Source organism: Streptomyces sp. NPDC127108, assembly GCF_042677545.1.
Taxonomy (GTDB): domain Bacteria; phylum Actinomycetota; class Actinomycetes; order Streptomycetales; family Streptomycetaceae; genus Streptomyces.
The window spans coordinates 102106-126123 of sequence record NZ_JBHXTE010000027.1 but is presented as its reverse complement, the minus strand read 5'-3'; the positions used below and the strand labels follow the sequence as shown (position 1 = coordinate 126123).

At 66.8% G+C, this 24018-nt stretch carries 23 protein-coding genes; 7 read left to right on the top strand and 16 right to left on the bottom strand.

The features are described from left to right. The first annotated feature begins 459 nt into the window (after nucleotides 1-459). From ACFVHO_RS23640 to ACFVHO_RS23630, 3 genes are all read left to right on the top strand, one after another. Complete coding sequence (locus ACFVHO_RS23640; RefSeq protein WP_385717927.1) at nucleotides 460-1851, top strand: Tat pathway signal protein; 1392 nt, start codon at nucleotides 460-462, stop codon at nucleotides 1849-1851. 38 nt (nucleotides 1852-1889) lie between these two features. Beyond that, complete coding sequence (locus ACFVHO_RS23635) at nucleotides 1890-2369, top strand: TrmO family methyltransferase (protein WP_385717924.1); 480 nt, start codon at nucleotides 1890-1892, stop codon at nucleotides 2367-2369. Nucleotides 2370-2586: 217 nt separating this feature from the next. After that, nucleotides 2587-3654 carry an IS110 family transposase gene (locus ACFVHO_RS23630; RefSeq protein ID WP_385717978.1) on the top strand — a complete coding sequence of 356 codons (1068 nt, stop codon included), beginning with the start codon at nucleotides 2587-2589 and terminating at the stop codon, nucleotides 3652-3654. Between the two features lie 205 nt (nucleotides 3655-3859). Here the strand turns inward: ACFVHO_RS23630 and ACFVHO_RS23625 are convergent, their stop codons facing one another. Then, nucleotides 3860-4324: a hypothetical protein gene (locus tag ACFVHO_RS23625; protein WP_385717921.1), complete on the bottom strand. Its 465-nt coding sequence runs from the start codon at nucleotides 4322-4324 to the stop codon at nucleotides 3860-3862. Between the two features lie 247 nt (nucleotides 4325-4571). Between ACFVHO_RS23625 and ACFVHO_RS23620 the strand changes: the two genes are divergently transcribed. After that, nucleotides 4572-5012 carry a DUF6188 family protein gene (locus ACFVHO_RS23620; protein ID WP_385717918.1) on the top strand — a complete coding sequence of 147 codons (441 nt, stop codon included), beginning with the start codon at nucleotides 4572-4574 and terminating at the stop codon, nucleotides 5010-5012. Here the strand turns inward: ACFVHO_RS23620 and istB are convergent. The 5 genes from istB to ACFVHO_RS23595 all read right to left on the bottom strand — a co-directional run bounded on the left by istB (nucleotide 5009) and on the right by ACFVHO_RS23595 (nucleotide 8846). After that, nucleotides 5009-5791, bottom strand: coding sequence for an IS21-like element helper ATPase IstB (gene istB, locus ACFVHO_RS23615; protein WP_385717916.1), 783 nt, complete (start codon nucleotides 5789-5791; stop codon nucleotides 5009-5011). The two genes, ACFVHO_RS23620 and istB, sit on opposite strands and share 4 nt — an antisense overlap. Nucleotides 5792-5816: 25 nt before the next feature. After that, the gene (istA, locus tag ACFVHO_RS23610) at nucleotides 5817-7433 is read right to left on the bottom strand and encodes an IS21 family transposase (protein ID WP_385717913.1); all 1617 of its coding nucleotides are present in this window, start codon (nucleotides 7431-7433) and stop codon (nucleotides 5817-5819) included. A gap of 10 nt (nucleotides 7434-7443) precedes the next feature. Beyond that, complete coding sequence (locus ACFVHO_RS23605) at nucleotides 7444-7791, bottom strand: hypothetical protein (protein WP_385717910.1); 348 nt, start codon at nucleotides 7789-7791, stop codon at nucleotides 7444-7446. Between the two features lie 120 nt (nucleotides 7792-7911). Then, the gene (locus ACFVHO_RS23600) at nucleotides 7912-8094 is read right to left on the bottom strand and encodes a hypothetical protein (RefSeq protein ID WP_365603901.1); all 183 of its coding nucleotides are present in this window, start codon (nucleotides 8092-8094) and stop codon (nucleotides 7912-7914) included. Then, nucleotides 8091-8846, bottom strand: coding sequence for a hypothetical protein (locus ACFVHO_RS23595; RefSeq protein WP_385717907.1), 756 nt, complete (start codon nucleotides 8844-8846; stop codon nucleotides 8091-8093). Before ACFVHO_RS23595 ends, ACFVHO_RS23600 begins: the two co-directional genes overlap by 4 nt. Nucleotides 8847-9122: 276 nt before the next feature. On the opposite strand from ACFVHO_RS23595, the gene ACFVHO_RS23590 reads away from it, so the two are divergent. Further along, nucleotides 9123-9296, top strand: coding sequence for a hypothetical protein (locus tag ACFVHO_RS23590; protein WP_385717904.1), 174 nt, complete (start codon nucleotides 9123-9125; stop codon nucleotides 9294-9296). Nucleotides 9297-10085: 789 nt separating this feature from the next. Here ACFVHO_RS23590 and ACFVHO_RS23585 read toward each other — a convergent pair. From ACFVHO_RS23585 to ACFVHO_RS23540, 10 genes are all read right to left on the bottom strand, one after another. Continuing rightward, entirely contained in the window at nucleotides 10086-10601 is a 516-nt protein-coding gene (locus tag ACFVHO_RS23585; RefSeq protein WP_385717901.1) for a hypothetical protein, read from the bottom strand. After that, nucleotides 10598-11929, bottom strand: coding sequence for a type IV secretory system conjugative DNA transfer family protein (locus ACFVHO_RS23580; RefSeq protein ID WP_385717898.1), 1332 nt, complete (start codon nucleotides 11927-11929; stop codon nucleotides 10598-10600). Before ACFVHO_RS23580 ends, ACFVHO_RS23585 begins: the two co-directional genes overlap by 4 nt. A gap of 397 nt (nucleotides 11930-12326) precedes the next feature. Further along, nucleotides 12327-12704 (bottom strand): DUF6238 family protein, encoded by a 378-nt coding sequence (locus tag ACFVHO_RS23575; protein ID WP_385717895.1) that lies wholly within the window; start codon nucleotides 12702-12704, stop codon nucleotides 12327-12329. Beyond that, nucleotides 12701-14143, bottom strand: a complete 1443-nt coding sequence (locus tag ACFVHO_RS23570; RefSeq protein WP_385717892.1) for an ATP/GTP-binding protein — start codon at nucleotides 14141-14143, stop codon at nucleotides 12701-12703. Before ACFVHO_RS23570 ends, ACFVHO_RS23575 begins: the two co-directional genes overlap by 4 nt. Then, complete coding sequence (locus ACFVHO_RS23565; RefSeq protein ID WP_385717889.1) at nucleotides 14140-15666, bottom strand: SCO6880 family protein; 1527 nt, start codon at nucleotides 15664-15666, stop codon at nucleotides 14140-14142. Before ACFVHO_RS23565 ends, ACFVHO_RS23570 begins: the two co-directional genes overlap by 4 nt. 3 nt (nucleotides 15667-15669) lie before the next feature. Further along, on the bottom strand, nucleotides 15670-17313 hold the full coding sequence (locus tag ACFVHO_RS23560) for a hypothetical protein (protein ID WP_385717886.1): 1644 nt from the start codon (nucleotides 17311-17313) through the stop codon (nucleotides 15670-15672). Beyond that, complete coding sequence (locus tag ACFVHO_RS23555) at nucleotides 17294-18508, bottom strand: hypothetical protein (RefSeq protein ID WP_385717883.1); 1215 nt, start codon at nucleotides 18506-18508, stop codon at nucleotides 17294-17296. Before ACFVHO_RS23555 ends, ACFVHO_RS23560 begins: the two co-directional genes overlap by 20 nt. Before the next feature lie 96 nt (nucleotides 18509-18604). Beyond that, entirely contained in the window at nucleotides 18605-18940 is a 336-nt protein-coding gene (locus tag ACFVHO_RS23550; protein WP_385717880.1) for a hypothetical protein, read from the bottom strand. A 48-nt stretch (nucleotides 18941-18988) separates the two neighbouring features. Further along, entirely contained in the window at nucleotides 18989-19969 is a 981-nt protein-coding gene (locus tag ACFVHO_RS23545; protein WP_385717877.1) for an NlpC/P60 family protein, read from the bottom strand. Between the two features lie 1376 nt (nucleotides 19970-21345). Then, nucleotides 21346-21636, bottom strand: a complete 291-nt coding sequence (locus ACFVHO_RS23540; protein ID WP_385717874.1) for a hypothetical protein — start codon at nucleotides 21634-21636, stop codon at nucleotides 21346-21348. Nucleotides 21637-21828: 192 nt separating this feature from the next. Between ACFVHO_RS23540 and ACFVHO_RS23535 the strand changes: the two genes are divergently transcribed. Both ACFVHO_RS23535 and ACFVHO_RS23530 read left to right on the top strand, forming a co-directional pair. Then, the gene (locus tag ACFVHO_RS23535; RefSeq protein ID WP_385717872.1) at nucleotides 21829-22302 is read left to right on the top strand and encodes a hypothetical protein; all 474 of its coding nucleotides are present in this window, start codon (nucleotides 21829-21831) and stop codon (nucleotides 22300-22302) included. 269 nt (nucleotides 22303-22571) lie between these two features. Continuing rightward, on the top strand, nucleotides 22572-24018 hold a 1447-nt coding region (locus ACFVHO_RS23530; RefSeq protein ID WP_385717975.1), incomplete at its 3' end, for a tetratricopeptide repeat protein.

The following is a 24018-nucleotide window of genomic DNA, read 5'->3' as shown; positions in this document are numbered from 1 at the left end:
GGTGTCATCAGGCCTCTGCACCGTCCGTCCCGTGACGCTGCATCCTGGGGAGGAGTTCATGTGGAGTGCTCCCGCTCGTCGAGTCGCTGGCATACAAGAGCGAACCGCGTAACCCCCGTGACGGGTATGGGGGCAAGGGGCTGTACCTGGTCAAGGTGGTCAAAGATCGTCACGGTCGTCGGCGCGGGCCGCTGGCGTCGTACGTGCGGCATAGGGCAGGCCGAGGAGCATGACGAGGCCCTCTCTCTGGCGACTCCCCGCACTGCGTTGGCCTCCGCCCTTGGTTCGCCCCCTTGAACGGCTAGCGGCCCTCGCAAGTGGGGTAGCTTTCCGCCACTTGCCGCATACGGAGGGCTAGTTCAGCGGTACGTTCCCTCTGCAGGCCGACCTCTGGTGCTGCCAGCGAGCGCAGGTCGGTCAACGTGGTCAAAGATCGGGTTCAGCGGCGGGAGCGCAGGGATGGCGCGCGAGCGGAATGAGAAGTTAGCCGCGCTGCTGGACGAAGCGCGCTGGTCACGGGCCCAGGCCGCCGTGTCGTACAACCGTGTCGCCGTCGAGACGTTGAGCGGCGAGGTGCGGGAGAATTCCAAGATCGGTCGCTCCCACGTCAGCATGTGGGTGGGTGGCGCCCAGCCGTCGGGAATCGCGCCCGCTATCTTGTGCGAGGCGCTGTCCCGTCGTTTGAAGCGTGAGATCACGTCACAAGAGGCCGGATTCGCAGCTTCCACCTCGCCAGCGCAAGAGGCGCTGGACTGGCTTGCCGATCCGTTGATCGCGCTGAACGACTTGGGGAGTGGCGTGGACACGGACCGGCGTCGCCTGCTGGCGGGTGGGGTGTACTCCGCGGCGGCCCTGGTCCTGCCGGACGAGACGTGGTGGGACGCCATGTCGCGGTCGCCGGCCGAGGAGTCCACAGGGCGCAAACGCGTCGGTCACGGAGACGTCGAAACCGTACGTGAGCTGACCCTGGCGTTCTCCCGTCTGGACCAGCGGCGTGGCGGCGGCCACGGACGGCGGGCGGTCGACCAGTACCTGAAGCATGAAGCCCGCGACTTCCTCCGGGGCCGGTTCGCCGACGACGAGACCCGGCGCGCGATGTTCTCGGCCATCGCCGAACTCGCCTACGTGTCGGGCTGGATGGCCTTCGACAACAGCGAGCACGCGGTTGCCCTCCGGCGCTTCAACACCGCGGTGAAACTGGCAGCACGATCAGGCGACGCACCTCTGAGCGGACACATCCTGCGCGCCATGGCACACCAGGCGCTCGACCTGGGTTTTCGCCGCGAAGCCCTCCAGATCGCGCAGGTATCGGTGCACGGTGAGCGGTACACGGCCGCCACTCCCCGCGAGCGCGCGCTTCTCGGCGTGGTGCACGCGCGCACCCTTGCCGCGAATGGTCGTAAGCAACAGGCCGCAGAGGCCCTGCTGCGTGCGGAGGACGATCTGTCGAATGCACACGACGGGGCCCGAGAGCCGGACCGGACGTTCTTCTTCGGCGAGGCGTCCTTGGCGCACGAGACCGCATGCACCCTGCGGGACCTCGGCGACCATCAACGGGCGGTCAAGGAGTTCCAGCGCTCCGTGCGCACGCGAGGCTCTGCGTTCCGGCGCACTCACGCGGTCACCCTCGGGTACATGGGGGCGACGCAGATCGCTCAGGGCGGCGTCGAAGAAGCATGTGCGACGTGGACCAGCGTCCTGGACGCGATGGAGGACGGGATCTACTCGGGTCGTGCCCGGCAGGGCGTCGTCGACATGCGCCACCTGCTGTCGCCCTACCGTAAACGCGGTATCCCTGCGGTGGCCGTGCTCGACGCACGCGCGGCGGCGTACCTGGCCCAAGTAGATTGATCGCATGTGCCGTTGAGACCGAGGCGAAGGGCTGGGCAATGGCTTTGGAGATCAAGCCAATCGGGGAAGTCGTCGCGGGCCGTACCGAGGTCGCCGATGATTACTGGGGTGGCGTCGAGTCGGTGATCCAGCTCGACGAGAGCGAGTTCCCCCTCGACTCCGTGCAGGGCCTGGAAGAATTCTCGCATCTGGTGGTCGTGTGGCACTTCGATCAGGCGTCGCCGGAGGATGTTGAGTACCACGCCCGCAGTCCGCGAGGAAACACGCAGTGGCCGGCGACGGGCACGTTCGCCCATCGCAACCATCGGCGCCCCAACCAGCTCGCGCAGTCCTTCCCGCGGCTGCTCAAGGTCGAGGGGCTCAAGCTGCTCGTGACGGATCTGGACGCCGTGGTCGGCACGAAGATCTATGACCTGTCGCCGTACTTCAAGGAAATGGGGCCCCGCGGTCAGACCCATGAGCCTGCCTGGCCTGGCGAGATGCTGGCCGACTACTGGGCAGACAGTGATGATGGCTGATGGCCTCACCGACAGATCTGTCCCTTGGGCTGACTGACCGGAGTCCCGTGTCCTTGCCTTGATCTGCCGTTCTGTCGGTGGCGCCATCCCACGTGGTCGGCCAAAGGCATCGTGACTTCATAGGGGCTTGTGCGAGAAGACCCGTCACTGTCGTGTCCGTCTGCCTCCGCCGACGCGTGTTGCCCTGTCAGCACGACGAGAAGGCAGCGCCTTGAGCATGATCGACCAACAGCCCGGGAACCACGTCTTCGCCGGAGTCGACACCCACACCGACACCCACCACGCAGCCGTCGTGGATTCCCTCGGACGTTCCGTCGGCGACCGAGAGTTCCCAACGACCACCCAGGGGTATCGCACCCTGCTGACGTGGCTCATGTCGTTCGGCCACGTACAAGCGGTGGGCGTGGAGTGCACCGGCTCGTACGGAGCCGGACTGGCGACAGTGCTGAGCGCGGCCGACCTGGTGGTGGTAGAGGTCAACGTCCCCGACCGGGGTACCCGCCACGCCCGCGGCAAATCCGACCCGATCGACGCCTATTCCGCCGCTCGTGCAGCCGCTTCAGGACGAGCCACAGCCACCCCCAAGTCCCGCACCGGCGCGGTGGAAGCCCTTCGTCAACTGCGTGTGACCCGTGCGTCCGCGATCAAAGCCAGAACCCAAGCGATCAACCAACTCATCGGCCTGCGGGTGACCGCTCCCGAACCTCTGCGTGCATCGCTCACGGGGCTCACCCGCACTGCCCTGGTCAACTGCTGTCTTCGGCTGCGGCCAGGAGCCGAACTCACCCGTCCCGCTGACGCCGCCCGCTATGCGCTCCGGCAACTGGCACGCCGCATCCACACCCTCACCGAGGAGATCGACGAGGTCACCGACCACCTGGCAACGCTCACCGCGGTTGCCGGGCCTGACCTCATCGCGCTGTTCGGCGTGGGGACGGAGACAGCCGGGCAGCTCTTGGTCACGGCCGGCGACAACCCCCAACGTCTGCGCACGGAGGCTGCGTTCGCAGCTCTATGCGGCGCCGCTCCGGTTCCGGCTTCCTCGGGACGCACCGACCGGCATCGACTCAGCCGTGGCGGGGACCGTCAGGCCAACCGAGCCCTCCACATGATCGCAGTGGTGCGGATGCGCTACTGCCCCCGCACTCGCGCCTACGTTGCACGCCGCACCCAGCAGGGACTGACCAAGAAGGACATCATCCGTTGCCTCAAACGCTTCATTGCCCGAGAGGTCTACCACGCACTCACCCGAACTCACGCGAGCACCGTCACCTCAACGACTTGACGTCTATAGGAGCATCAAGGGCTGAGCCGATCACTCACGCTGCCGAGCAGTATGCTCAGGGCCTTCTCTGAACTACGCGGCCTGCGCCGCTCTTGCCCGTGAGCTAATGACCTTTCAGACGCAACATGGGCAGATCCCAGAGACCTTCGTGGATGTCACCGCAGAGATCCGGCGGGATGCTCTCGCCTCGGCTGGATAGGTTCTGTCACGTCCCCGCCGGGGGCGCGGTCGGGTGAACGTAGTCGTCGAGTGACTTGGCCTGTGGGGGCATGTAGCCCGGCGGGCACCAGGCAGCCTGATACGGGCGTTCCCAGCCGAGAGGCAGCTCCGGCGTGAGACTGCCCTTGATCTCGGGCGGGTTCCGCAGGGTGAAGTAGCGCTTCAGGACATCGCCCACGGTGTTCAGTGCGGTGTCCAGGTCGACCCACGGCAAGGTGATCTTGGCGTGCTTGTGGTCTCTGTGAGCGACGATCTTGTTGGTGTAGAGCCGGGTCGTCTTCGCTGCGTCCAGCAGCCTGTTGATGTCCTTCTGGACCTTGTCAGGATCGATCTCTAGAGAATGCCCGGAGGTAGCGAACTCGTCGAACTTCGACTTCTGGATGCTCTTGGCCGCGGCGGGGATTGCGGTGTGCGCCTCCACGCTGGCGTCGAACCTGCTGCGGGTCGCCATCTGGGGGAACTTGATCAGTTCCTGCAGACAGTTCTGCAGGCTGGAGGTGCTGGTGTCGGCGTCGCACTCGCGCCGGATGTGGCTTCACGGATCAGTGGTGGCCCCGTATGGGAACGAGTTTTGGCCCCACTTGGGCGTCGAGAAGGCGTTGATCACCGGTGAGTTTTGGCCCCACCTGCGCTGACTGCGAGGGTCATGGGGCGGGCCTGACTGGCGTGGCCGGCATGTGGAAGTGCATCGTGCGGTGGTGAATGAATCTGCCTTTGCCGAGCTTGCAGACCGTTGGGTCTTGGGTCTTCGGGGCCTGGATGTGACCAAGATCAGCGTCGACTATCAGCTGTCTCTTCTGCTGGGGTCGGATGCCTGTGTTGTTCTGGAAGCTCCGTTCCAGCTTTCTTGGGGGTCTGCGGCCGGGGACGGCCCGCAGGACATGCTGGATCCGGGACAACAGGATGTGGCGGCGGCCCTGGCCTTGTTCGGCGCCACGATCTTGTCGGCTGTGGCCTTCAAGACAGGAGTTTTGCGGCTGGTCTTCGACAACGGGCTGCATCTGAACTGCCGGGCCAATCCATCGTTCGAAGCCTGGCAGGTGGCAGGGCCTGGAGACTGGCGGTTCGTGTCGTTGCCCGGTGGGGATCTTGCGGTGTGGTCCGGTGCCGAGTCGGCCGAAGAGAGCGAGGCTGGTTAGCCGTCAGCTAGTTGGGCTCGGGTCTGGGCGAGCCGGTAGGAATCGGTTCCGGTCTCGATGATGTTGCTGCCGAAGGTGAGACGGTCGACGATGGCGCCGCAGAGCCGCGGGTCGGTGAAGGTCTTGGTCCAGCCGGAGAAGGACTCGTTGGAGGCGATGGCGACGCTGTTCTTCTCCTCGCGTTCGGTCAGCACCTGGAAGAGGAGTTCGGCGCCTCGCCGATCGAGTTCCATGTAGCCGAGTTCGTCGATGCAGAGCAGATCGACGCGTCCGTAGCGGGCGATCGTCTTGGTCAGTTGCTTGTCATCGGCCGCTTCGACCAGTTCGTTGACGAGTTTCGCGGCAAGTACGTAGCGGACCCGGAAACCGGCCATCGCGGCCTCGGTGCCTAATGCGATCAGCAGGTGGGACTTTCCAGTGCCCGAATCGCCGATCAAGCAAAGGGGCTGCCCTTTGCGAACCCATTCGCAGGTGGCCAACGTGTGGACGGTGGCAGGTGTGACGTTGGGGTTGGCGTCGAAGTCGAAATCTCGCAGGTATTTCTGGCGGGGGAACCCGGCGGACTTGATGCGCCGCTCGGACCGGCGCCGGTCACGGTCTTCGCACTCAGCCATCAAGAGTTCGGCGAGGAAGCCGCGATAGGTCATCTGTTCACGCTCGGCGGCGTCGGCCGTCGCGCTGTACTGACCTCGGATGGTGGGCAGTCGCAGCACCCGGCAGGCGGTGTCAACGGCCGCATCGGCGGCCTGCTCGGTCAGGCCGCGATGACGTTCACTCACGGCGTTCTCCCTTCCTGGCAAGATCTCAGGGCTCAGCAGGTGGCGGCCTGTGCCGCCTCAGCAAAGAGTCGTAGGCGGCCACCGACGGCAGTGGCCTGGTGTCCGGAGGCAGGGCAGCCAGACGCCGTTCGGTGAGTGAGGTAACCCGCGGGAAGCTCTCCTCAGGTCTGTGATCAACGGTGCTGACGGTGTCGGTTCGGGCCGCTTTGCGGGCCTCGACGGCGACCGCATCCGAGGTCATCGCGCCGGCCTGGAGGGCTGCGGCGATGCCTGCGACAACATGCTCGTGTGTCATCGTCCGGTGCAGCAGAAGCACCTCGATCAGCGCCCGGGTGCCCGCTGGATCCCCGTGAATCTTGCGGACCGCTGCCCACCACGCGTCGTGAACGGGAGTGAACTTGCCCGCAGCTCGGGCTTGTTCAAGTGCAGTTGCGCCGGGCAGGGCTCCGGGCTTTCGCAGGAGAGCCTCGAGGTAGTGATCCAGCTCCAGGCGGACCCCACCACGGGTGGCCAGTCGTTCATGCCAGGCGACCTCGGTGCGGCCCTCATAGATCACCAACTCGGAGGCGTGCAACAGGACCCGCACCTGCTGGCCGATGAGACGCACCGGCACCGAGTAGCGGTTCATGCGAATGCCAATCTGCCCGTAACGGTCGACGCGCGGGCTGAACAGCCGGGCAGTCTCAAAGTGTTCTTCCGGCAACGCCCTTAGCAAGGGCTGTTCAACGGCGAAGTGCTCACCAACGGTGTGCGGCCTGGAACCGATCCGTCGGTCGTCGTCCTCCACGTCCCAGCGTTCGACCCGGGCATTGAGCTCGGCCAGGGAATCAACTTCCGGAACTGGCACCAGGTGGTTGCGACGGAAGCGGCCGACTTCACCTTCGACGCCGCCCTTTTCGTGGGCGCCTTCCTTGCCGGGCTGGCAGTAGAACGCCTCCAGTCCGTAGTGCGAGCGGAATGCTACCCAGCGTTCGGATTCCCGGCGTTCACGAAAGCCCAGCACCCGCGAGACCGCGGAGCGCAGGTTGTCGTAGCGGACCTTGCCGGTCGGGACCCCGCCGAGCACTCTGAGGGCGTGGACGTGTCCCTCCAAGAACGCCTCTTGGCCTTCGGAGGCGAAGATGCGGTGCACCGCCTTCCCAGAGAACGACATACGGAAGGTGAACAGCGTGCACTTGGTGGGCTGTCCCCGAAGCTTGACCCACACATCCCCGAAGTCGACTTCGGCCTCCGCCCCAGGCCGGTGGGACTGGGGAATGAACACCTGACCTGGCCCCAGCCCAGCCTCGTGGCGTATCTCTGGGCGGCGCCACTGCACGTAGTCGCAGACGGTGGAGTAGGAGATGCCCTCCATCTCATGCTCATCCCGCAACCGCTCGAACATCCGCTTCACGGTGTGTCGCTGCTTGCGGGGAGCATCCAGATCCGCCCGCAGCATCTCGTCGATCGCGGGCTTGAAGGCATCCAGGCGAGAACGGCGGGGCGGCAGCTTCTTCCGCGGCGCAGGAAACGCCGACGACAGGGCCTCCCGGACCGTACGGCGATGGACACCGTACTTCCGAGCCAACGCTCGTACCGACAAACCCAACATGCGCGAGTCCCGACGGATCGCCGCATACATCTCGATCTTGCTTGGCGCCATACGCGCCCCCTCAACGCTCAGGGCACGCTGATGCTCCCACCGCAACAGTCCCAGTGGGGCCAAAACTCGCTGGAACCGCTTCCCGCCCTTGACAGGTGGGGCCAGCACTCATTCCCAAGTGGGGCCAGAAGACACTCCTGAAGCCACGCCGGATGCCTGTGCACTGCGTGGCGACGTAGAGGTTGACGTGCCAGTTGAAGGTGAGGGTGTTGAGCTCGATGGCGTCGGCGTTCTTCTCCCACATCTCGTTGATCGAGAGCCAGATGTGGCGGTTGAGGAAGAGCGTGCGAATGTCGTGTTCGGCAGCGTCGAAGCGCTCGCACCAGCGCGCCCAGCGTTCATCCAGGTCCATGTTCATGGCCGGAGGTTAGCCCCGCGATCAGGCCGTCGGCGCTGACGTGCAGAAGGTCAATCGTCCGGGCCTGGCCCCGGGATTCCGGGGCCAGGCGAAGGGCGGGCTGCTGGGGTTCGAGCTGTCTCAGGACTCGATGATGCTGTTGAGGAACATGACGGTTCCGGCGAAGGAGACCACTGCAGTACCGGCAGCGACGCCGGGATCGAAGCGCCAGGTCCAGATGCCGGCCGCAGCCGCAACGATTACGCCGCCGAAGAGGATGAGGGCGGCTCGCAGGGACACGATCGGCCCACCAGGTGTGGTCACGCGGCGGCTCCCGGGTTCTGCCCGGGGGCCGGCCGCATCCAGTCCACGAGGTCGTACTTGTGGACTCGGGTGTATCCCAGGGGGGAGAGCGGCGCCGACCTGAAGGTCTCGTCGCGCGCCACCAGGCCGAGGTCGAGGATCTGCTTCAGGCCCCGCTCGGTGGTGTCCGCGGACCATCCGTACCAGTCCGGGGCCTTCTCCGCGGGGAAGTCCTTCCAGGGCTTCTCGCGGGCGACGGCGAGGAGCATCGCCAACCCCGGCAGGTCGACCTTCTGGTCGAAGCCTTGGTCCCAGAAGGCGTGGGGCAGCTTCAGGAAGCGCTCGGCTTCCGAGGCGCCTTTGGGCCGGGTGTAGGGCTCTCCGCTGCCGTCCTCCCGCAGCAGGGTCACCGAGATGTACTGGCTCCCGCGAGCCCGGTCGACGGTGAGGAGACGGCGGGCCTCAAGCCACTCGAAGGTGCGGGTGACCGCGGTGCCCGGCGACTTGTTCGAGTCCGGAATGCCGATCAGGCGGGCCCATGCCGCGCTGTGCAGCCGGGTGGGCTGCCCGTCGTCGGCGTAGGAGGCCAGCGTCATCAAGTAGGCATCCAGGCCGCGCCTGTTGCGCTTGACGATGAAGTCCTTGAGGGGCGCGTGCCGGCACTCCTTGCCTCGCTCCGCCTGGACGAAGGTCTTCCTGATCGGCACGAAGGTCCGCTTCACCCGCTTGAACAGCGCCAGTCGGGCGTCGCGGGTGTTGGTCTTCGGAGGCACGGTTGCCTCTTCCGGGTTCGTATCTTCCATGTCGTCAGGTATAGCGATGTCAGCCGCCGAGCCTCAACCGACTTGGTCGGACGCGTCTGTACTTGCCAGCGGGTATATGAGAGAGCCTGATAGTTCCAGATGCGATTCCTCTGGGAGACCCTGTGAATCAGTCATAGTTACGTGGGGTGGCCGTGACACGAGAGCGGGCGAATGCGCATGGCGTGGCATCGCCTCCGGCGGCAGGTCGAGCCGCAGGAGCACCCACCTCACCGGCAGCATTAGTATGTGACGCAAGTCACTTTCTCCTCGGGGGTCTCGCAGATCACGCGGTGGGGCCCCCGCGCCGCCGGGGCGGACGGCGGTCTTGCCGAAGGCGGGCATGCCGAGGTCGACCACCGCCGCCCTGCGGGCCTCTTCCGCGTCGAGCTGGGCGAGTGCCGTCGGCGCCCGAGAGGCTGATCTGGAGCCCTTCCAGTTCGCCGAGCCACTCTCCCGTTCCGCCTCCGCGATGCGGTCGAGGAGGTTGTCCCGGATCTCGACCAGTCGCTGCCGCTGGGAGGGGTCGGGGCGCAACATCGAGCACCGGACGCAGGCGTGCTCGTGGACGCATGGGGTGCCGAAGGCGCGAGCGCAGGTGCTGACGGAGAGCTTGCGCTTCTCGAGTGGGCAAGGAAGTCGTCCCACTCCTCCGCTGTAGGGGTGCGGTATTCCTCGCTTGGCCGCAGGGCCCGGCGTCGGGCGATGAAGGCGCGGTGGGCCTCGATCGCATCGGCGGGGTAGATCGCGTTGTAGCCCATTGTGGTGTTCAGATTCCTGTGCCCGCGGACCAGCTGGGCGATGTGGGGCGGCAGGCCGCTCATGATGGCGTCCGTAACGAACAGGCGTCGGAAGTCGTGTGGGTGGTAGAGCAGGGGTTTGCCGGTGCTGTCGGTGAGGCCGGTTCAGGTGTTGCTACCTGCTGTAACAGGGGACACTGGCACATCCTGTGGCGCATGCATCTGTTGGATGCGCGAAATGCGGATTCGATTCTTTGTGTAGCGAGCGCTGTGTAAAGGTCGCCGTCATGCCAACGTCGCCTCTGCAACCTCGTAGTGTGAGCGCTGCGCCCACGTTGGCCGCACCTCGTAGATCCGCTGCAACCTGGTGCCGGACCGACTGCTCCAGGTGCTACCTGGCAACTCCACTGGAGCCTGTCCGGCGAATCCGTGGCACGGTCACGGCAAGTGTGACCGTGCCACGGACGGTGTCTCAGACCAAGTCCTCGGGAAGGTCGGCAGCCGAAGGCTGTTCCGCGTCCTCTGCGAGGTCGTGCCGGCGGGGCCAGGCGGAGAGGGCGAAGCGCGCTGGGCGAGCGTCGTGCTTGCCTGCGCGGCAGTCGTCACCGGTCTTCCCGAGCATGGTGTTCATCCGTGTGATGAAGCGGTCGTACTGCTCATGCCAGACGATCACTGACCCGACGTCGTTGTACGCCTCGATGCGGGCGAAGGCGAGTGCCGCAACTTCATAAGGCAGGTGCTCGTGCTCGATCCAGCACGGCGGGATGACGTGGTGAGGCTGCCACGCATAGGTCCGGTTCAGCCACCGGCATACGGCGTTGAGCCAGGCCGGAAGCGGGGCGAGCAGTTCGGGAGAGAGCGCACCGATGTCCCACGGAGGGGGGCCGTCCACGACGGACTCGGCCGCAGCCCGCTCCGCGAGGTAGACGGCGATCGGAGCGGGCGGATCCGGGAATGGCGGGAGGTGATCGAGCGGGTTCGGGCTCATGCGACAGCTGCATGACGCTTGGCCCACTCGGCAGCGTGCGCCTCAGCCCGGGAGCGCTTCTCGGCTTCCTGACGCGCCCGCTCTCCTTCGTTCGCCTTGCGGAGCCGTTGTACGTGATCTTCGATGTCCGGCCAGGAGTCCCAGGTCCACATTCCGTCGAGGCGAGTGATCACTGCGGGGAGGTTGTCGGCCAACAGGAGCGCGTGTCCCTCGGCGAGGGCCTTGATCTCGTCGCTGCGCAGCACAGCTTCGAGGGCGGTGTGCGTCGCTGTCGACTCGCCACCGCCGTTGCCGCTTGTCGTGGTCCGGGTTTTGCGGACGCGCTCGACTTGGCCGCACAGGTCGGACATGTCCCTGAGGAATGCGGGGTCCTTTGCGCCGCCGAACACCACGACGTGGTTGGTGAAGCTGGCCAGTTCGTTGGCCACGTCCTCGCCGAAGCGGGCCCGGGCGGAGGCCCAGCCCTGGAGGCCGTAGATCATGGTGATGCCGCGCCCTCGTCCGTCGGCCACGCGCTGGCGGAGGGAGGGGATCGGAGCGATGTTCGGTGCCTCGTCGAGTGCGGCCAGCAGCGGGGGGTCGAGCCGCCCCGCAGGGGAGGCGATGGCGTGTGCCTCTGCCGCATCCAGGAGGTCCTCGGTCACCGCAGTCGTCAAGGGCGCGATCGAGTTGACTTCTGAGTCCTTGCCCAAGAGATAGATGGTCCCGTTCGCGTCGAGAACATCGCGAACGCTGGTGGGATCCTCACCATCGCCCTGGAGGGCGTTGATCACTGACTGATGCATCAGCGGCTCGAGCGCGGCTTCGAGCGTGACGGCCGTGTTGCCTACGGTTCGGTCGTCCCCTGTCGTGGCGGTGCGCAGGACGTCCGCCCACCCCGGTCCGGCGCCGGGATGGGCAGCGAGGATGCCCAGCGGCGCCGGATCGGAGATCTTGCGGGCCCACTTCAGGAGTTGGTCGAGGCGTGCTCCGTCGAGCGCGGCGGCGTGGAGCAACGCGGCGAGCACCTTGGCCGCCTGGCCCTTGTAGAAGGTGCTGCCCTCGGAAGACTGGGCGGCTGTGCCGGGGAGGCGAGAACCCGCGACGAGGGCCTTCGCCCGCATCATCGCCACCTCAGTGTCCGAGGCCCCCATGAGGGGAGACCAGCGGAGACGGGGAAGAGACGGGGCGATGTTCTGCGGGTCGAACACCAGGACCGGGCGGTCGTCTTGCCGCCGAGCGTCCAAAGTGAGTTCGACCAGGTCCGGCTTCGTGGAAGTGGCGAGCACCGGGCCGGGCCAACGGCGGATCAGCGGCGCAAAGAACCGCATGGTCTTGCCGCTGCCCATGGGGCCGATGACCCGGCATGCCTTGTCCGCTCGGGACCACAGCGGGACGCCCTTCGGGCGCTGGGAGACGCCGAGTGAGTAGCCGAATTCGAGGGGGGTGAGTGCGTGGGTGTGCACGAGGTACTCCGGGAAGAGGTGGATCAGTGTGTGCGGGGACGTGAAGTGGCTGTGTGTTCCGCCGCCGGGCGGGAGCGGACTCGTGCAGGAGCGAGGGACGGCCGGATCTCGGAAGCCCGCAGGACGGCCCTGGCCGACAGGTGCCTTTTGACCTGCACCTTTGAAGCAAAGCCTGCGTTTCGACGGCTGCGGTTCGATACGAACGACAACGTCAGCAGGCCCAGGCCGCAGATGGCGACGCCGACGTACAGGGCCAGCGACAACCCGCCTGGTATCTCCGTCACTTCACCCTCCGCATGAGGCGGGCGGACAGGTAGCGCATCCGTCGGCGGCACAGGCGCGCCAGCGTCAGGTCCGGTCCGGCACCGCGCGGCGGAGCGTGGTGGAAGGCGGCGTGTAGTTCTTCAGCTGCTCGCCAGGTCGTCGCGACGGCTGCTTCAACCCGGCCGCTGGCCACCCAGTAGGACCCTTGGTCGAGTGCTGCGCTCAGGCGGGCCGCACGTCGGGCAAGACTCAGGTAGTCGGCATGCAGCTGATCGATGTCGTCGCGTACCGCGAGTTCGAGGCGTGACGGTCCGGCAGAGCCGATGGTGCGGAGATTCATCTTCGTTCCGGAGCTGTTCGTGGGATCGAGGGTGGTCAGAAACTGCGTGGTCATTCGTGATCCGGAGTACTCGGGGTGAGGTCCGACATGGAGCCGCTGGAGAAGCACAGGTGCGTCTCGGCCTCGGTCAGGAGATGCTGCACGCCGGGGTAGATGACTTCGCCGACCTTCCACAGGGCGACGCCGCGGCGCAGGCGCATGATGTGCTCGGCGGTCCAGGCCGGTAGTCCCAGCCGTTTGACGGTGTCCTCGGCTTCGGACTTCTTCATCGAGTAGACGACGACGGTGTCCGCCATCTTCAAGGCGGCTTGCGTTTCGGGTGAGTCGTCGATGTCCGAGAGGTGATGGACGATGAAGATGCAACTCAGGCCGTAGCCTCGCGCGAACTTCAGGAACTTTTCCAGCAGCGCGGCCAGCTGCGGTGTCCCGAGGATGTGCCAGGCTTCCTCGCACACGAGGATGCGCTTGCGCTGGGTGTAGCGCGGGCACTCGGAGGCGGGATTGGCGCCGAGTTCCCACGCCCCGGACTTCGCGTCAACGACACGGCGCTCATGAGTACTTGGTCCCGTGCCGCACTCGCAGGCCGGGCGGAGCCAGACCTCCTCCAGGAAGATGCTGATCACCGCGACGAGGATGGTCATGGCGACGCCGCCCGAGGGGACCTTGGTCAGGTCGAAGACGATCATGTCGGCGTCGAGATCGACGCTGAGGCTGGTGGGGCCGTCGAGCATGCCGATCAGGTCGCCGGTGGCGTCCTGATCGGTTCCGCACAGCCGGTCGAGTACGTACGACGCCTCCAGACCGTCACCGAGGAGTTCCTCCCGGGTCCGCTTCTTCGCCGCGGCGTCGGCCGGGTCCGGCGAGCGCAGGGCGGCGGCGACATCGGCCAGCACGGGCGTGCGCCCATCGGCAGAGGCTCGCTGATGGGCCTGGCGGATCGCGATACGAAGAGCCGATCCGGCGAACTCGTCCAGGGCCTTGCCCAGGCCTAGTTCGACGATCGTGCGGACCAGCTCGATCTGCCGTTTGCCCGCGATGGCCGGGTCCATGGGGTTGATGCACGCGGCGCCACGCGTGTGGTCGCCGCCCGGGGAGAACTTCACCGGGGCGCGGCCGGTGAGGGAGCGGCACAGCGCGGCCCATTCGCCTTCCTCGCGTTCCTTCTGCTCCTTCGTGTCGAGCACGACGACCTTGCGCCCCAGACGGATCTGCCGCGCGGTGTAGGTCTTCACGAGGGCGCTCTTACCTCGGCCGGTATCTCCCAGGACGATCATGTTGCCGCCGGGCAGGCCGTCGCCGAAGGCGCAGAACGGGCAGTAGATGAACGCCTTCCCGGAGTACAGCTCACGACCGATGACCGCGCCCGCTGTGCCAAGGGTGGGCGGTGCGATCGGCAGGAAGAGTGCCTGGCTGGACGTGGTCTCGGTGTACAGCGGGCGCCTCACGGTCTCGCGCAGAGGCGTCAGCGGGTTGAGCGTCAGCAGGTCCGTCACTTGATCCCTCCGGCGAGCGGCAGAGTCGTCGCGAAGGCTCGCGCGTGCTCCAGGTCGAGCCACTCGATGTACAGGTGGGCGTTGCGCGCTCGGGACGCGGCGGTGCGCTTGGTCCGCTCCAGCTCCTCGGCGCTCCGCGCGGAGATGGTGACGTACCCGACGACGGCAGCGCCCGCCGCGCCAGAGGCGGCCAGAGCCATGCCGCGTGAGCCGGTGGCCTCGGCCGCGAGCAGGTCCCTCGGGTCCACGTTCTTGCCGCGCTGCCGGTCGCGCAGGAGTTCCGCCTGGTTGTTGGTGTCCTCGGCGAGCATGCGCTCGACGGCGGCGCCGTTGGGTTCGAGGTCCTGGGTGATGGCGATGGTCCGGATCACGTCCGGCATACCGATCAGGAGGGGACTCAGGAAGTCGGGGCCCACGGGCGTCGACGGCCAGGAGACCACCGCCGCCGTCGCGTGATGCCAGCACTCTGTCGACCCCGCGGCACGTGTGGTGACGTGTGCGCCGTCGCGGACGTCGACGTTGCGCGGAAACGCGTGGGCTTGGGGCAGGTCGGTGTTCCAGATGGCGTGGTCGGGGTCGTAGCTGTTGCGGATGACCGCAGTGAGCCTGCCCGCGTCGAGCGGAGCGATCACTTGGAGGTCCGCGTCCTCGCAACGCGACCACAGTTCGTCCATGTATGCCGCCATGGCCGCGGCGACACCGTCATCGCCCGCACCACGCGCCGCAGCATCCGCCGCGAGGTCCCGCGTGAACCTCGCGTGGGCGGTGATGTAGTAGCGGTGCTCCTCGGCGCTGGTGGACACCGCGTCCGCCAGGGCGTCGTACGAGTCCTTCAGCCACTGGGGCGCGTCGGCCGTCGCGGCGGACTCATCGCGTTGCGCGACGAACCGTTGGTGGGCATGCGGGTCGCTCTTGACCTGGCGGGCGAGAACCTGAATGCGCTTGACCGGGTGCTCGTCGGTGTTGCCGAAGGCGTCGAGAAGCTCGCCCCACCGTTCCAGAGCGACGATCTGCTCCTCGACCTCCTTGCCTCCCAGCCCCGGCGAAGCGATCTCCAGGGTCGCCGTCACGCACCCGGCCTCCGGCTGGAGAACGACAACAGCGTCCTGGCCCCGTACGGACACCGGCACCCAGGTCATGCCCGCGATGCCCTCGGGCTCAGCGAGCGCTGCGTCCGGAGGCGTCCCGTCACGGCGCACGCCGGCCTCGACGGCGGGGGACACCCACACCCCGCCGGTGCGAGCCAAGGCCTTGCGTCGGTAGCGCATGATCCGCCACCAGCGGTACACCGTGCGCCGCTGCTGCGTCCCCTTGGGCCGGTACGGCACGAACACCACCGCTAGGGCGATCACGATGGGCAGAGCCATGCCGACGAGCGCCAGCACGAGAACGCCGTTGAGGACGAAGCCGCACAGGATGCCGAGTGCGGCTCCGCCGCCGAGGACGGCCTGTTCGCCGAGGTCTCGGCGGCCTACCAGGCCGGTCGGTCGGTGCTTTCCAAACCGATACGTACGAACTGACATGCGTCACTGGTCCTTGCTGGTGGGCGGCTCACTGGCTGACCGGCCACGGGGAGGAGTGGGAGTTGTCGACGGGCCCGAGCCCGCGGTGGTACCCGAAGCGGACGATGGGGGCGCTGGCCTAGGTCGCGGGCGAGGAGGTGGCGGCGCCGAGCTGGAGGGCGAACCCGGCGCAGGGCCGATCACTGACCCGGGCGACGAGCCCGAAGTACCGCGCGCCGAGGCCGGTGTGCCAGAGCGACCGCCGGTAGAAGCGGAGGCCGGGCTTGCTCCCGAATCAGCACCTTCCGCCCACGCCCGTGCAGAGGCAGGAGGAGCACCGGCCTGTCCCTGCCCCGACTGGCCACTGGTGGAGTCGGTCGGATTGGCCCCCGGCGAGGTCATCGCCTTGTTCTTCGCGAGGTCGACCCCTGCCTTCGCCGCCGTCCCGGCAGCGCCCGTACTTGTGCCGACCGTGGCACTCGCAGTCCCCGCCCGGCCGCGTGCCGCCGCGGAGACGCCTCCCTTGCCCTTGACCGAGGGAGCTGATCCCGCGCCTCCTCCAACACCGCCGCCGACGAGCGCGTCCTGGATATGCATGCCGAAGGCACGGTTCGCATGCTGAGCGGGACCGTCGATCGCGGCTGCGGGACCGGCGGACTGGGCGGTCTTCCTGTCGTGGTGGAGCTGCGCCATTTCGTCGCCGAAGGCGGGCAGCCACTTGTAGAGGGTGGCGGAGGCGAACACGGCGAGCAGGAGGATCAGCGCGCCGACCAATGTCTTGGACACGACGTCGGACATGCTCCCCGTCGAGTCACTCAGGACCGCGCCACCGAGGCCGAGTAGGGCGAACAGCACCGGCTTGGACAGGCCGATCGCGAAGACGGCCCCGAACCACTTCTTGCTCTTGCCCCACAGATCACGGTCCACCAGCCCCGCGTTCACGATCGGCCCGAGCGCGACGGCGACGTAGATGGCGGCACCGCGGACCAGCATCTCGATCCACATGAGCAGCGCGCCGCACATCATGATCAGGTTCACGGCCAAGAGCTGCCCAACGCCCTCCGACGGCTTGGCCGCCATGACCTTGAGCAGGTTCTCCAGGAAGGGCTTGAAGTTCTGGGTGGCGTACGGCTCGAAGACCGCGGTGACCTCGTCGATCCCCTTCATGAGGAGGGCGATGGCGCCGGGTGTCAGGGCGTTGACCACGAACTGAAGAAGGAGGAAGCCGATGGCCTCGCCGATCGCGGTCGTGAGGCCGACCCCACGGACGGCGCGCTTGGCCACGGCGATTAGCCACAGCGCGACCGTGATCAGGGACGAGGCAGCGAAGATGATCGCGTACTGCTTCAGGAATCCGGCGCTGGTCAGATCCACCTTGGTGGTGTTCTGGATCAGCTCCAGCATCTTGCGCAGGAACCATATGTTCGCCTCTGTGAGCTTCTGGAGCAGGAAGCCCAACGGGTCTTTCACGAAGTCGATGGCCTTCTTGACCTCGCAGACCATCGGGATGTGGCAGAAGGGGTTGGCCACTGCGGAGGGAACGAAGAGGAAGCCGACGAACACGTTCACCGAGAGCAGGGTCATCAGCCGCCGCGCCCATCGGCGGTCCGAGTCCGTCCGCTCGATGGACAGGAGTCCCGGAGCATCCTCACGCAAGCGAAGGCGCATTGCTGGCCCCTCCCACGTTCGCGAAGCTCTGGGCCGGAGATGCTTCGCGGTCCATCGGTGGATTCGGCACCAGGGGCTGCGACGGTGCGACCGACGTCGTCCTCCAGGTGCCACCGGACCAGGCGAGATCCACGGTCATCCGCAGGAAGTTGACCTGAGGACGTTCCTCCTCGTCGTCACCGGCGATGCCGCCGACCGACGTCGTCCACAGCTCGAAGCTCGCGGCCTGATCGGAGTACGTCACGCAGCGGGAGCCCAGGACGGCGGTGCGGGTGATGAGCAGACCGCCGTCCAATGTCTTCCCGTCCGAGCCCAACCCGCGGTTCTCGGTGACCATCCGGGCGGTGGAGTCGGCTTCGCCGAGCACGTTCTCCAGGACGCTCGGCGCGGCAGTCGACTTGAGCATTCGATGACGCCAGCCGGTGTCGGTGAAGAAGCGGCTGTCGCCGTACAGCATCACCGCGCTGGTGGCCGCAGCACGAGCGCCACTCCTGTCCCGCGGGTACGCCGAGGGGAGGCCATCGGTCGCCGTCACCCCGCTGAAGACGGGCCCGCGGGAGGAGTGCGACGTGTAGTCCGCGAAGTCGGCCGCGGCATTGGTCGCCTGCCGAGTATCGACCGGTGCGACGAGGCCCTGACCAGTGGAACTCCCAGCGAGTTTCCAGCTATTGGCCTCCCAGGCCAAGCTGACGGTCACGGAGTGAAACGCTGCCTTCGGCGCCGCACTGCCCTTGCTGCTGCCTCGTACGGTCGTTGTCCACAGGCGCACAGTCGCCTTGTGGGTATCGAAGCCGAGCGTGTGGGCGGCCAGCACTCCGGTTCGCGCGATGGCGTGTTCAGGGCGGAGCTTCCTGTTGTCTCCGCGAAGGTCGCTGCGGGTCTCGTCCGCCACGTCATCAGCCCGCTTGACCAGTTCCTTCCTGGTGGCCTGTGAGGTGATGGAGGACATCGTCCGATGCCGCGCATCCTGGTTGGTCAGAAAGCGCGAACTCCCCATCCTGACGGTGTAGTTCGCGGCGGCTGCTTTGGCGCCGGCCTCGGTTCGAGGGAGATTGACGGGCTCGCCGTCGGCGGGCCTGCCCTGGGGCCCGACAGTCTTCGACGCTGATGGTGGCTGTGCAGGGGCTGAAGACGTCGTTGATTCGCTGCTCGTGGACACGCTCACGATCACACCGATAGCGGTGAGCGCGGCCACCACCGCTGCGGCTGCTCCCCAGAGCTTGGCGCCCGAGCGTTTCTGTGTCCGCCGGGAGGTAGCGGCCCTTGTCTTATGGAGTCGAGCAGTCACGGCTCACACGCCCATGCCGTAAGTGATCCCGACGATGGTGCCGAGCGAGGCGACGAGGAATATGCAGGTCAGCCCGCCGACCATCAGGCCCTTGCCGCGAGAGCTCTCCATCGTGGACTGCTGGTCACCGAACCAGCCGCGGCTCTTCGCGATTCCAGCAAGGAACGCGGCCACGCCGATGGCCAGGACTGCGGCGGCCATCACGCCGAGGACGACTTTGGTAGTACCACCCAGCTTGCCAAAAGGTCCCCAGTTGGGCTTGACGCCGCTGACCACATCGGCGCCAGCCGCGAGAGTTGTGTGCAGGGTCGGATCGGAAACAGAAATCAGGGCGTTCATGTGAATCCCTTGCAGGAGAGGATTGGGTAGAAGGTGCGAGCCGCTAGGTCAGCCGATGTGCCGCATCGCAACGATCTGGGATTTCCAGACCCTCAGGGACTGGATTCGTACTGTGGCGCCGGTATGCGGGGCATCGATGACTTGGGAGTTGCCGATATACATGCCGACGTGACCGGGGCCCGCGCTGCTGGGTTCCGAGAACAGCAAGTCGCCGGGTCGGAGCTGGGGGATGCTCTTCACGGCGTGCCCTGCGCGTACCTGTTCGTAGGTCTGACGAGGCAGATTCACGCCTCCAGCAGCCCACGCCATCTGGGTGAGGGAGGAGCAGTCGCAGCCACCGGCTCCCTCGAAGGGCGGAGTGCACGTTCCCGCCCAGCGGTACCACGTGCCAAGCGCCCTCTTAGCCGCTGTGATCGCGCGGTCCGCGTGCTTGCTTGAATTCCCGCCAGGCGCGGCATCGTCTGCTGCCCATTTGTCGGCAAGAGACCGGATCTTCTTCACGTAGTCTCGGGTCTCGCGATAAGGAGGAACTCCGCCGTACTTGATGACCGGGTATTCTCCGGCGTTGTACGCGGCGAGCATGTTGTCCGTGCTGTCGCCCGGCACACCCTTGACCGCCTTGGCCAGTACGCAGTCGTAATGTGCTTGCGCGGCTATCGCATCTTCCGGATCAAGTATGTCCTTGTCGCCGTCGCTGTCTCCGTCGACACCGTACATACTCCAGGTCCCGGGCATGAACTGAGCAATTCCCCGAGCCCCGACGGGGGATGTGGCGTTTCGATTGAAGCCGCTCTCGGCGTAGAGCTGCGCTGCGAGCAAGGACGCCGTGACCTGTGGGCAAAGCCCTGCATGCTTATCGATGATTGCGCGGACCCAGCCCGGCACCTTGGCTCCAGGTGCGATCCCGCCCCCTGGCCCTGTCTCCTGCGTCTTGGCGGCATCGGCGCCTCCGAACGCCGTCAGCAGAGTGAGGCCTGGGAGGACCAGGGCCATCACCAGGGCAAGGCAGGCGTAGGCGATCTTCTTCATTCGGCCGTCACGCCCAGGGAAGTTCGGCAACTCGCCAACCGAACTGGGTGTGCACGAGCCGAAGAGCAAGTTGTTCCGACCTGCGCTCGACGGCCCCGGATTTCGGCTTGCTGGTGAGCACGTACACAACACGTACGAAGGCGGTCGAGTGAGTGGGGAACGGGGCGCCGTCGGGCACTTCAACAGAAGTGACCTTGGCCGTCTGCATCGTTTGATGCGCTCTCAGCGCGGCCCAGGGCGCTTCCTGGCCGGGTCGCTTTTGCCTCAGATCCATGGCTAGTTCGCCAACTGCCAGCCGTGCAGCACGCTTGCCCGCGTCAGCGTACGAGCGGTCACCGCCATCCGCGGCGTCATGCTCCGCGTAGGCCGTGGCGAAGGCGCGAGCGACGGTCGGGACCTTGGGCGGGAGGGACTTGGGCGGAGGCAGGCGTGATTCGGTAGCGCCAGGGGCGGAAGTCGCGGAGGAACCGGAGCTCGTCGATATAGGGGTCGGCTGATGGGCTCCTAGCGACGCTGCATTGTGGGAAGAGCTGGAACAACCAGAGGAAAGAACAACGAAGGCTGAAATCATGGCTAGTCTGGTGCATATAGGTGTAAACCGAGTGGAATGAGGCATGGAGGAGCCAGACCTTGGAGCGTGGGTTTGGAAGAAGGAATCGAGGGGTGAAACGCAGTGACTGTTGCCCAGCTCCTATTCATGGGAACCGCGTTCGGAGGCTGGTGCCCGACTGCTGCCAACTTCACTGCTGTATGGCCAACTGTTAGCGCAGCAGTCGGGACGGAACGCCGGGCATTACCCGCGAACAAATTCGAGCGCGGATTCTCGGCTGAGGTGCGAATATTTGCGCTGGCAGGAGCCTTGAACTATCTCAAAATGAACCAGCCCCCTCAGGGCAGAAGTTGCACAGGGGCAGGGCGATTTCCTGCGCGCCGGGATCCCCGGGTGCGGTCTGTGCGGAAATCCTGTCAGGGGGCTGGGAAGTAATCACATGGCAGATGAAAGGCGAGTGCTTTGCTAGGAATCTGCTTCTTAGTATTCCGTGCTCCAGCACGCGTGAGCGTCCGACACTAGGTGCCGGAGGGCAACGCTCAGCCATGGGACCACCGGACCACAGAGCAGAAGTGGTGCGCACACGCTGTATGGCAGCGCGATGTCGCTGCGTGTGGTCGAGACGCCGACATGCGTCAGGAGGGAGTAGTCAGCAGGAGGAGACGCGACCTCGGCGGCCTCACGTACCCGCGGAACGCGGGTGTGGTCGAAGGCCATGTCAACCGCATCAAGATGCTCAAGCGCCAGACGCTCGGTCGCGCAGTCTTCGAATTCTGCTGCAAGCAGGTCTTATTCGCGTGACATCGGCGGGATCAAAGGTACGAGATCAGTCACCAACGAACCAGACGTAACGGTGAGCGCCTTCCTCAGCAGTCCTGCACAAGGCTCGCACCGCATCAACCCAGGGACCACCTCGCGCTATGGGCAGGCGTTCCAACTCCTCCAGCAGCATGGGGATCTGCCAAGTATTGAAGACGGTGTCGGCGAACGGGCAAACACCGGCGAGCATTGGAAACTGCGACCGCTCAATCTCTGCGAGCGACTTGTCCCAGGCGACTCCATACTCAGACCCAGCCACCACGGTTCCCGACTCGTGACGAACCTGCAGGTTGATCATCGCGTCAACCTATCGCCCGGAGCACCCCCAGCCCATCCAATTGAGGCTGCCCGTGAGAACTGTGCTGCCAACCGCAAAGAGTGAACCTGATCCGGGGTTTCTCTTGGCGGAGGGTGCTTATTGCAGAGGCTCTGCGGGGGGCTTGGTTGGGCGCTACGCTCGCTGGGACGGCATGGAGCCAGGGGGGCTGGGATGCTTGATCAGGCATTGACCGCACTGGCCGCGTCCGGGGGCGCGGCGCTGGTGTCAGCGGCGGGTACGGACGCGTGGGCGGGGTTGCGGCAGGCGGTGGCGCGCTGGTTCGGCCGGGGTGATGCGCAGCGTGAGCAGGTCGAGCTGGAGCGGTTGGATGAGACGGCGGCCTGTGTGGATGTTGCCGATGCGGCGGAGGCGGAGCGGGCGCGCGGCCGGGCGGAGGTTGTCTGGCAGACGCGTATGGAGACGCTGCTGGAGGGTCTGGACGCTGCTGAGCGTGAGCGGGCGGCCGAGGAGTTGCGCAGTCTGCTCGCCCAGCACGCGCCGCAGTCGGGTGTGGTGGCCGGAGCGGGCGGGCTGGCCGCGAACACGGTGGACATCCACGCCGAGCAGGGTGCGATCGCCGGTGGTGTGATCCATGGCGGTGCGCACATCGGCCCCCCTCCTGTGCCGGATCCGCCGCAGGGCTGAGCGGACCGGCTAGCGCAAGCCCACCTGGGGTTCCACACCACACCGACGCGGACGGCCTCAGGAGCATCACGGCGACCAACGGCAGCATCGCCGCCAGCTCCATCACCGGGGACATCCATCAGCACCGGCACACCGCGCCTCGGGAACCTGCGGCGTGGCCGCACCAGGTCGGTGTCATCCCCTCGCGGGCGCAGTCCTTCCAGCACCGCGGCGAGGCGGACCGGCTGCGGGCGGCAGTCGGCGGCGGGGGCACCGCGATCCTGCACCAGGTGCTGACCGGGATGGGCGGGGTGGGCAAGACCCAGCTCGCCGCCGACTACGCCCGCACCGCCTGGGACGCCGACAACCTCGACGTCCTGGTCTGGATCACTGCCAGCGGCCGGTCCTCGATCATGAGCGGATACGCCCAGGCCGGTATTGAGCTGTGCCGGGCTGACCCCGATGACCCGGACCAGGCCGCCCGAGCATTCCTGGCCTGGCTGACCCCCAAATCCGCAGCCTCGCCGTGCCGGTGGCTGATCGTCCTGGACGATGTCGCCGACCCGGCGGATCTGAACGGCCTATGGCCGCCAGCCAGCCCGCACGGCCGCACCCTGGTCACCACCCGCCGCCGCGACGCCGCCCTGACCGGGGAAGGCCGCCGACTGGTCGAGGTCGGCCTGTTCACCGAAGCCGAAGCCCTCACCTACCTCACCACGTCCCTGGCCGCCCACGGCCGGACTGAGCCCGCCGACCAGCTCACCGCCCTGGCCGCTGATCTCGGCCACCTGGCCCTGGCCCTGTCACAGGCCGCCGCCTACCTCATCGACTCTGGCGACAGCATCGCCACCTACCGCCGCCTGCTCGCCGACCACGCCACCCATCTCACCGACCTCGCCCCCGACGCCCTGCCCGACGACCAGGCCGTTGCCCTTGGCGCCGCCTGGCACTTGTCCATCGCCCGCGCCGACACCCTGCGCCCTGCTGGCCTGGCCCGGCCCCTGCTCCACCTGGCTGCCCTGCTCGACGCCAACGGCATACCGGAAGACGTCCTGACCGGCGAGATCGCCTGCGCCCGTCTCGCCGCCCACCGCACCGCAACCGGCCCCGGCCCTAGACCCACCGCGGAACCGGTCCCCGTCTCCCGCCCGGATGCGGTACGCGCCCTGCGAGCCCTTAGCCGGCTCAGCCTTATCGACCACCGGCCGGATGTCCCCCACGAGGCCGTCCGCGTCCACCAGCTCATCCAGCGGGCCACCCGCGACACTCTCACGTCCGACCAGCGAGACCAGTACGCCCGCACCGCCGCTGGTGTCCTCGCGGCCGCCTGGCCCGAAATCGAGCGGGACACCGCCTTCGCTCAGGCCCTGCGCGTTAACACCGAAGCCCTGACCCGCCACGCCGAAGACGCCTTGTACCGGTCAGACGCCTACAGGGTGCTGTACGGCCTCGGTCGAAGCTTCGGCAAGAGCGGCCAAACCAGCGCCGCCATCACCCACTTCCAACGCTTAGCTGACACCACCACCAGGCGCCTCGGCCCCCACCACCCCGACACCTTGACCGCCCGCTACGAGCTGGCTCGGTGGCGGGGGGAGGCGGGGGATGCGGCTGGCGCCGTAGATGCCCTTGCCGAGCTGCTGGCCGACACGGTGCGGGTGCTGGGTGAAGACAACCCTCAAACCCTGATCACCCGCCACAGCCTGGCTCGGTGGCGGGGGGAGGCGGGGGATGCGGCCG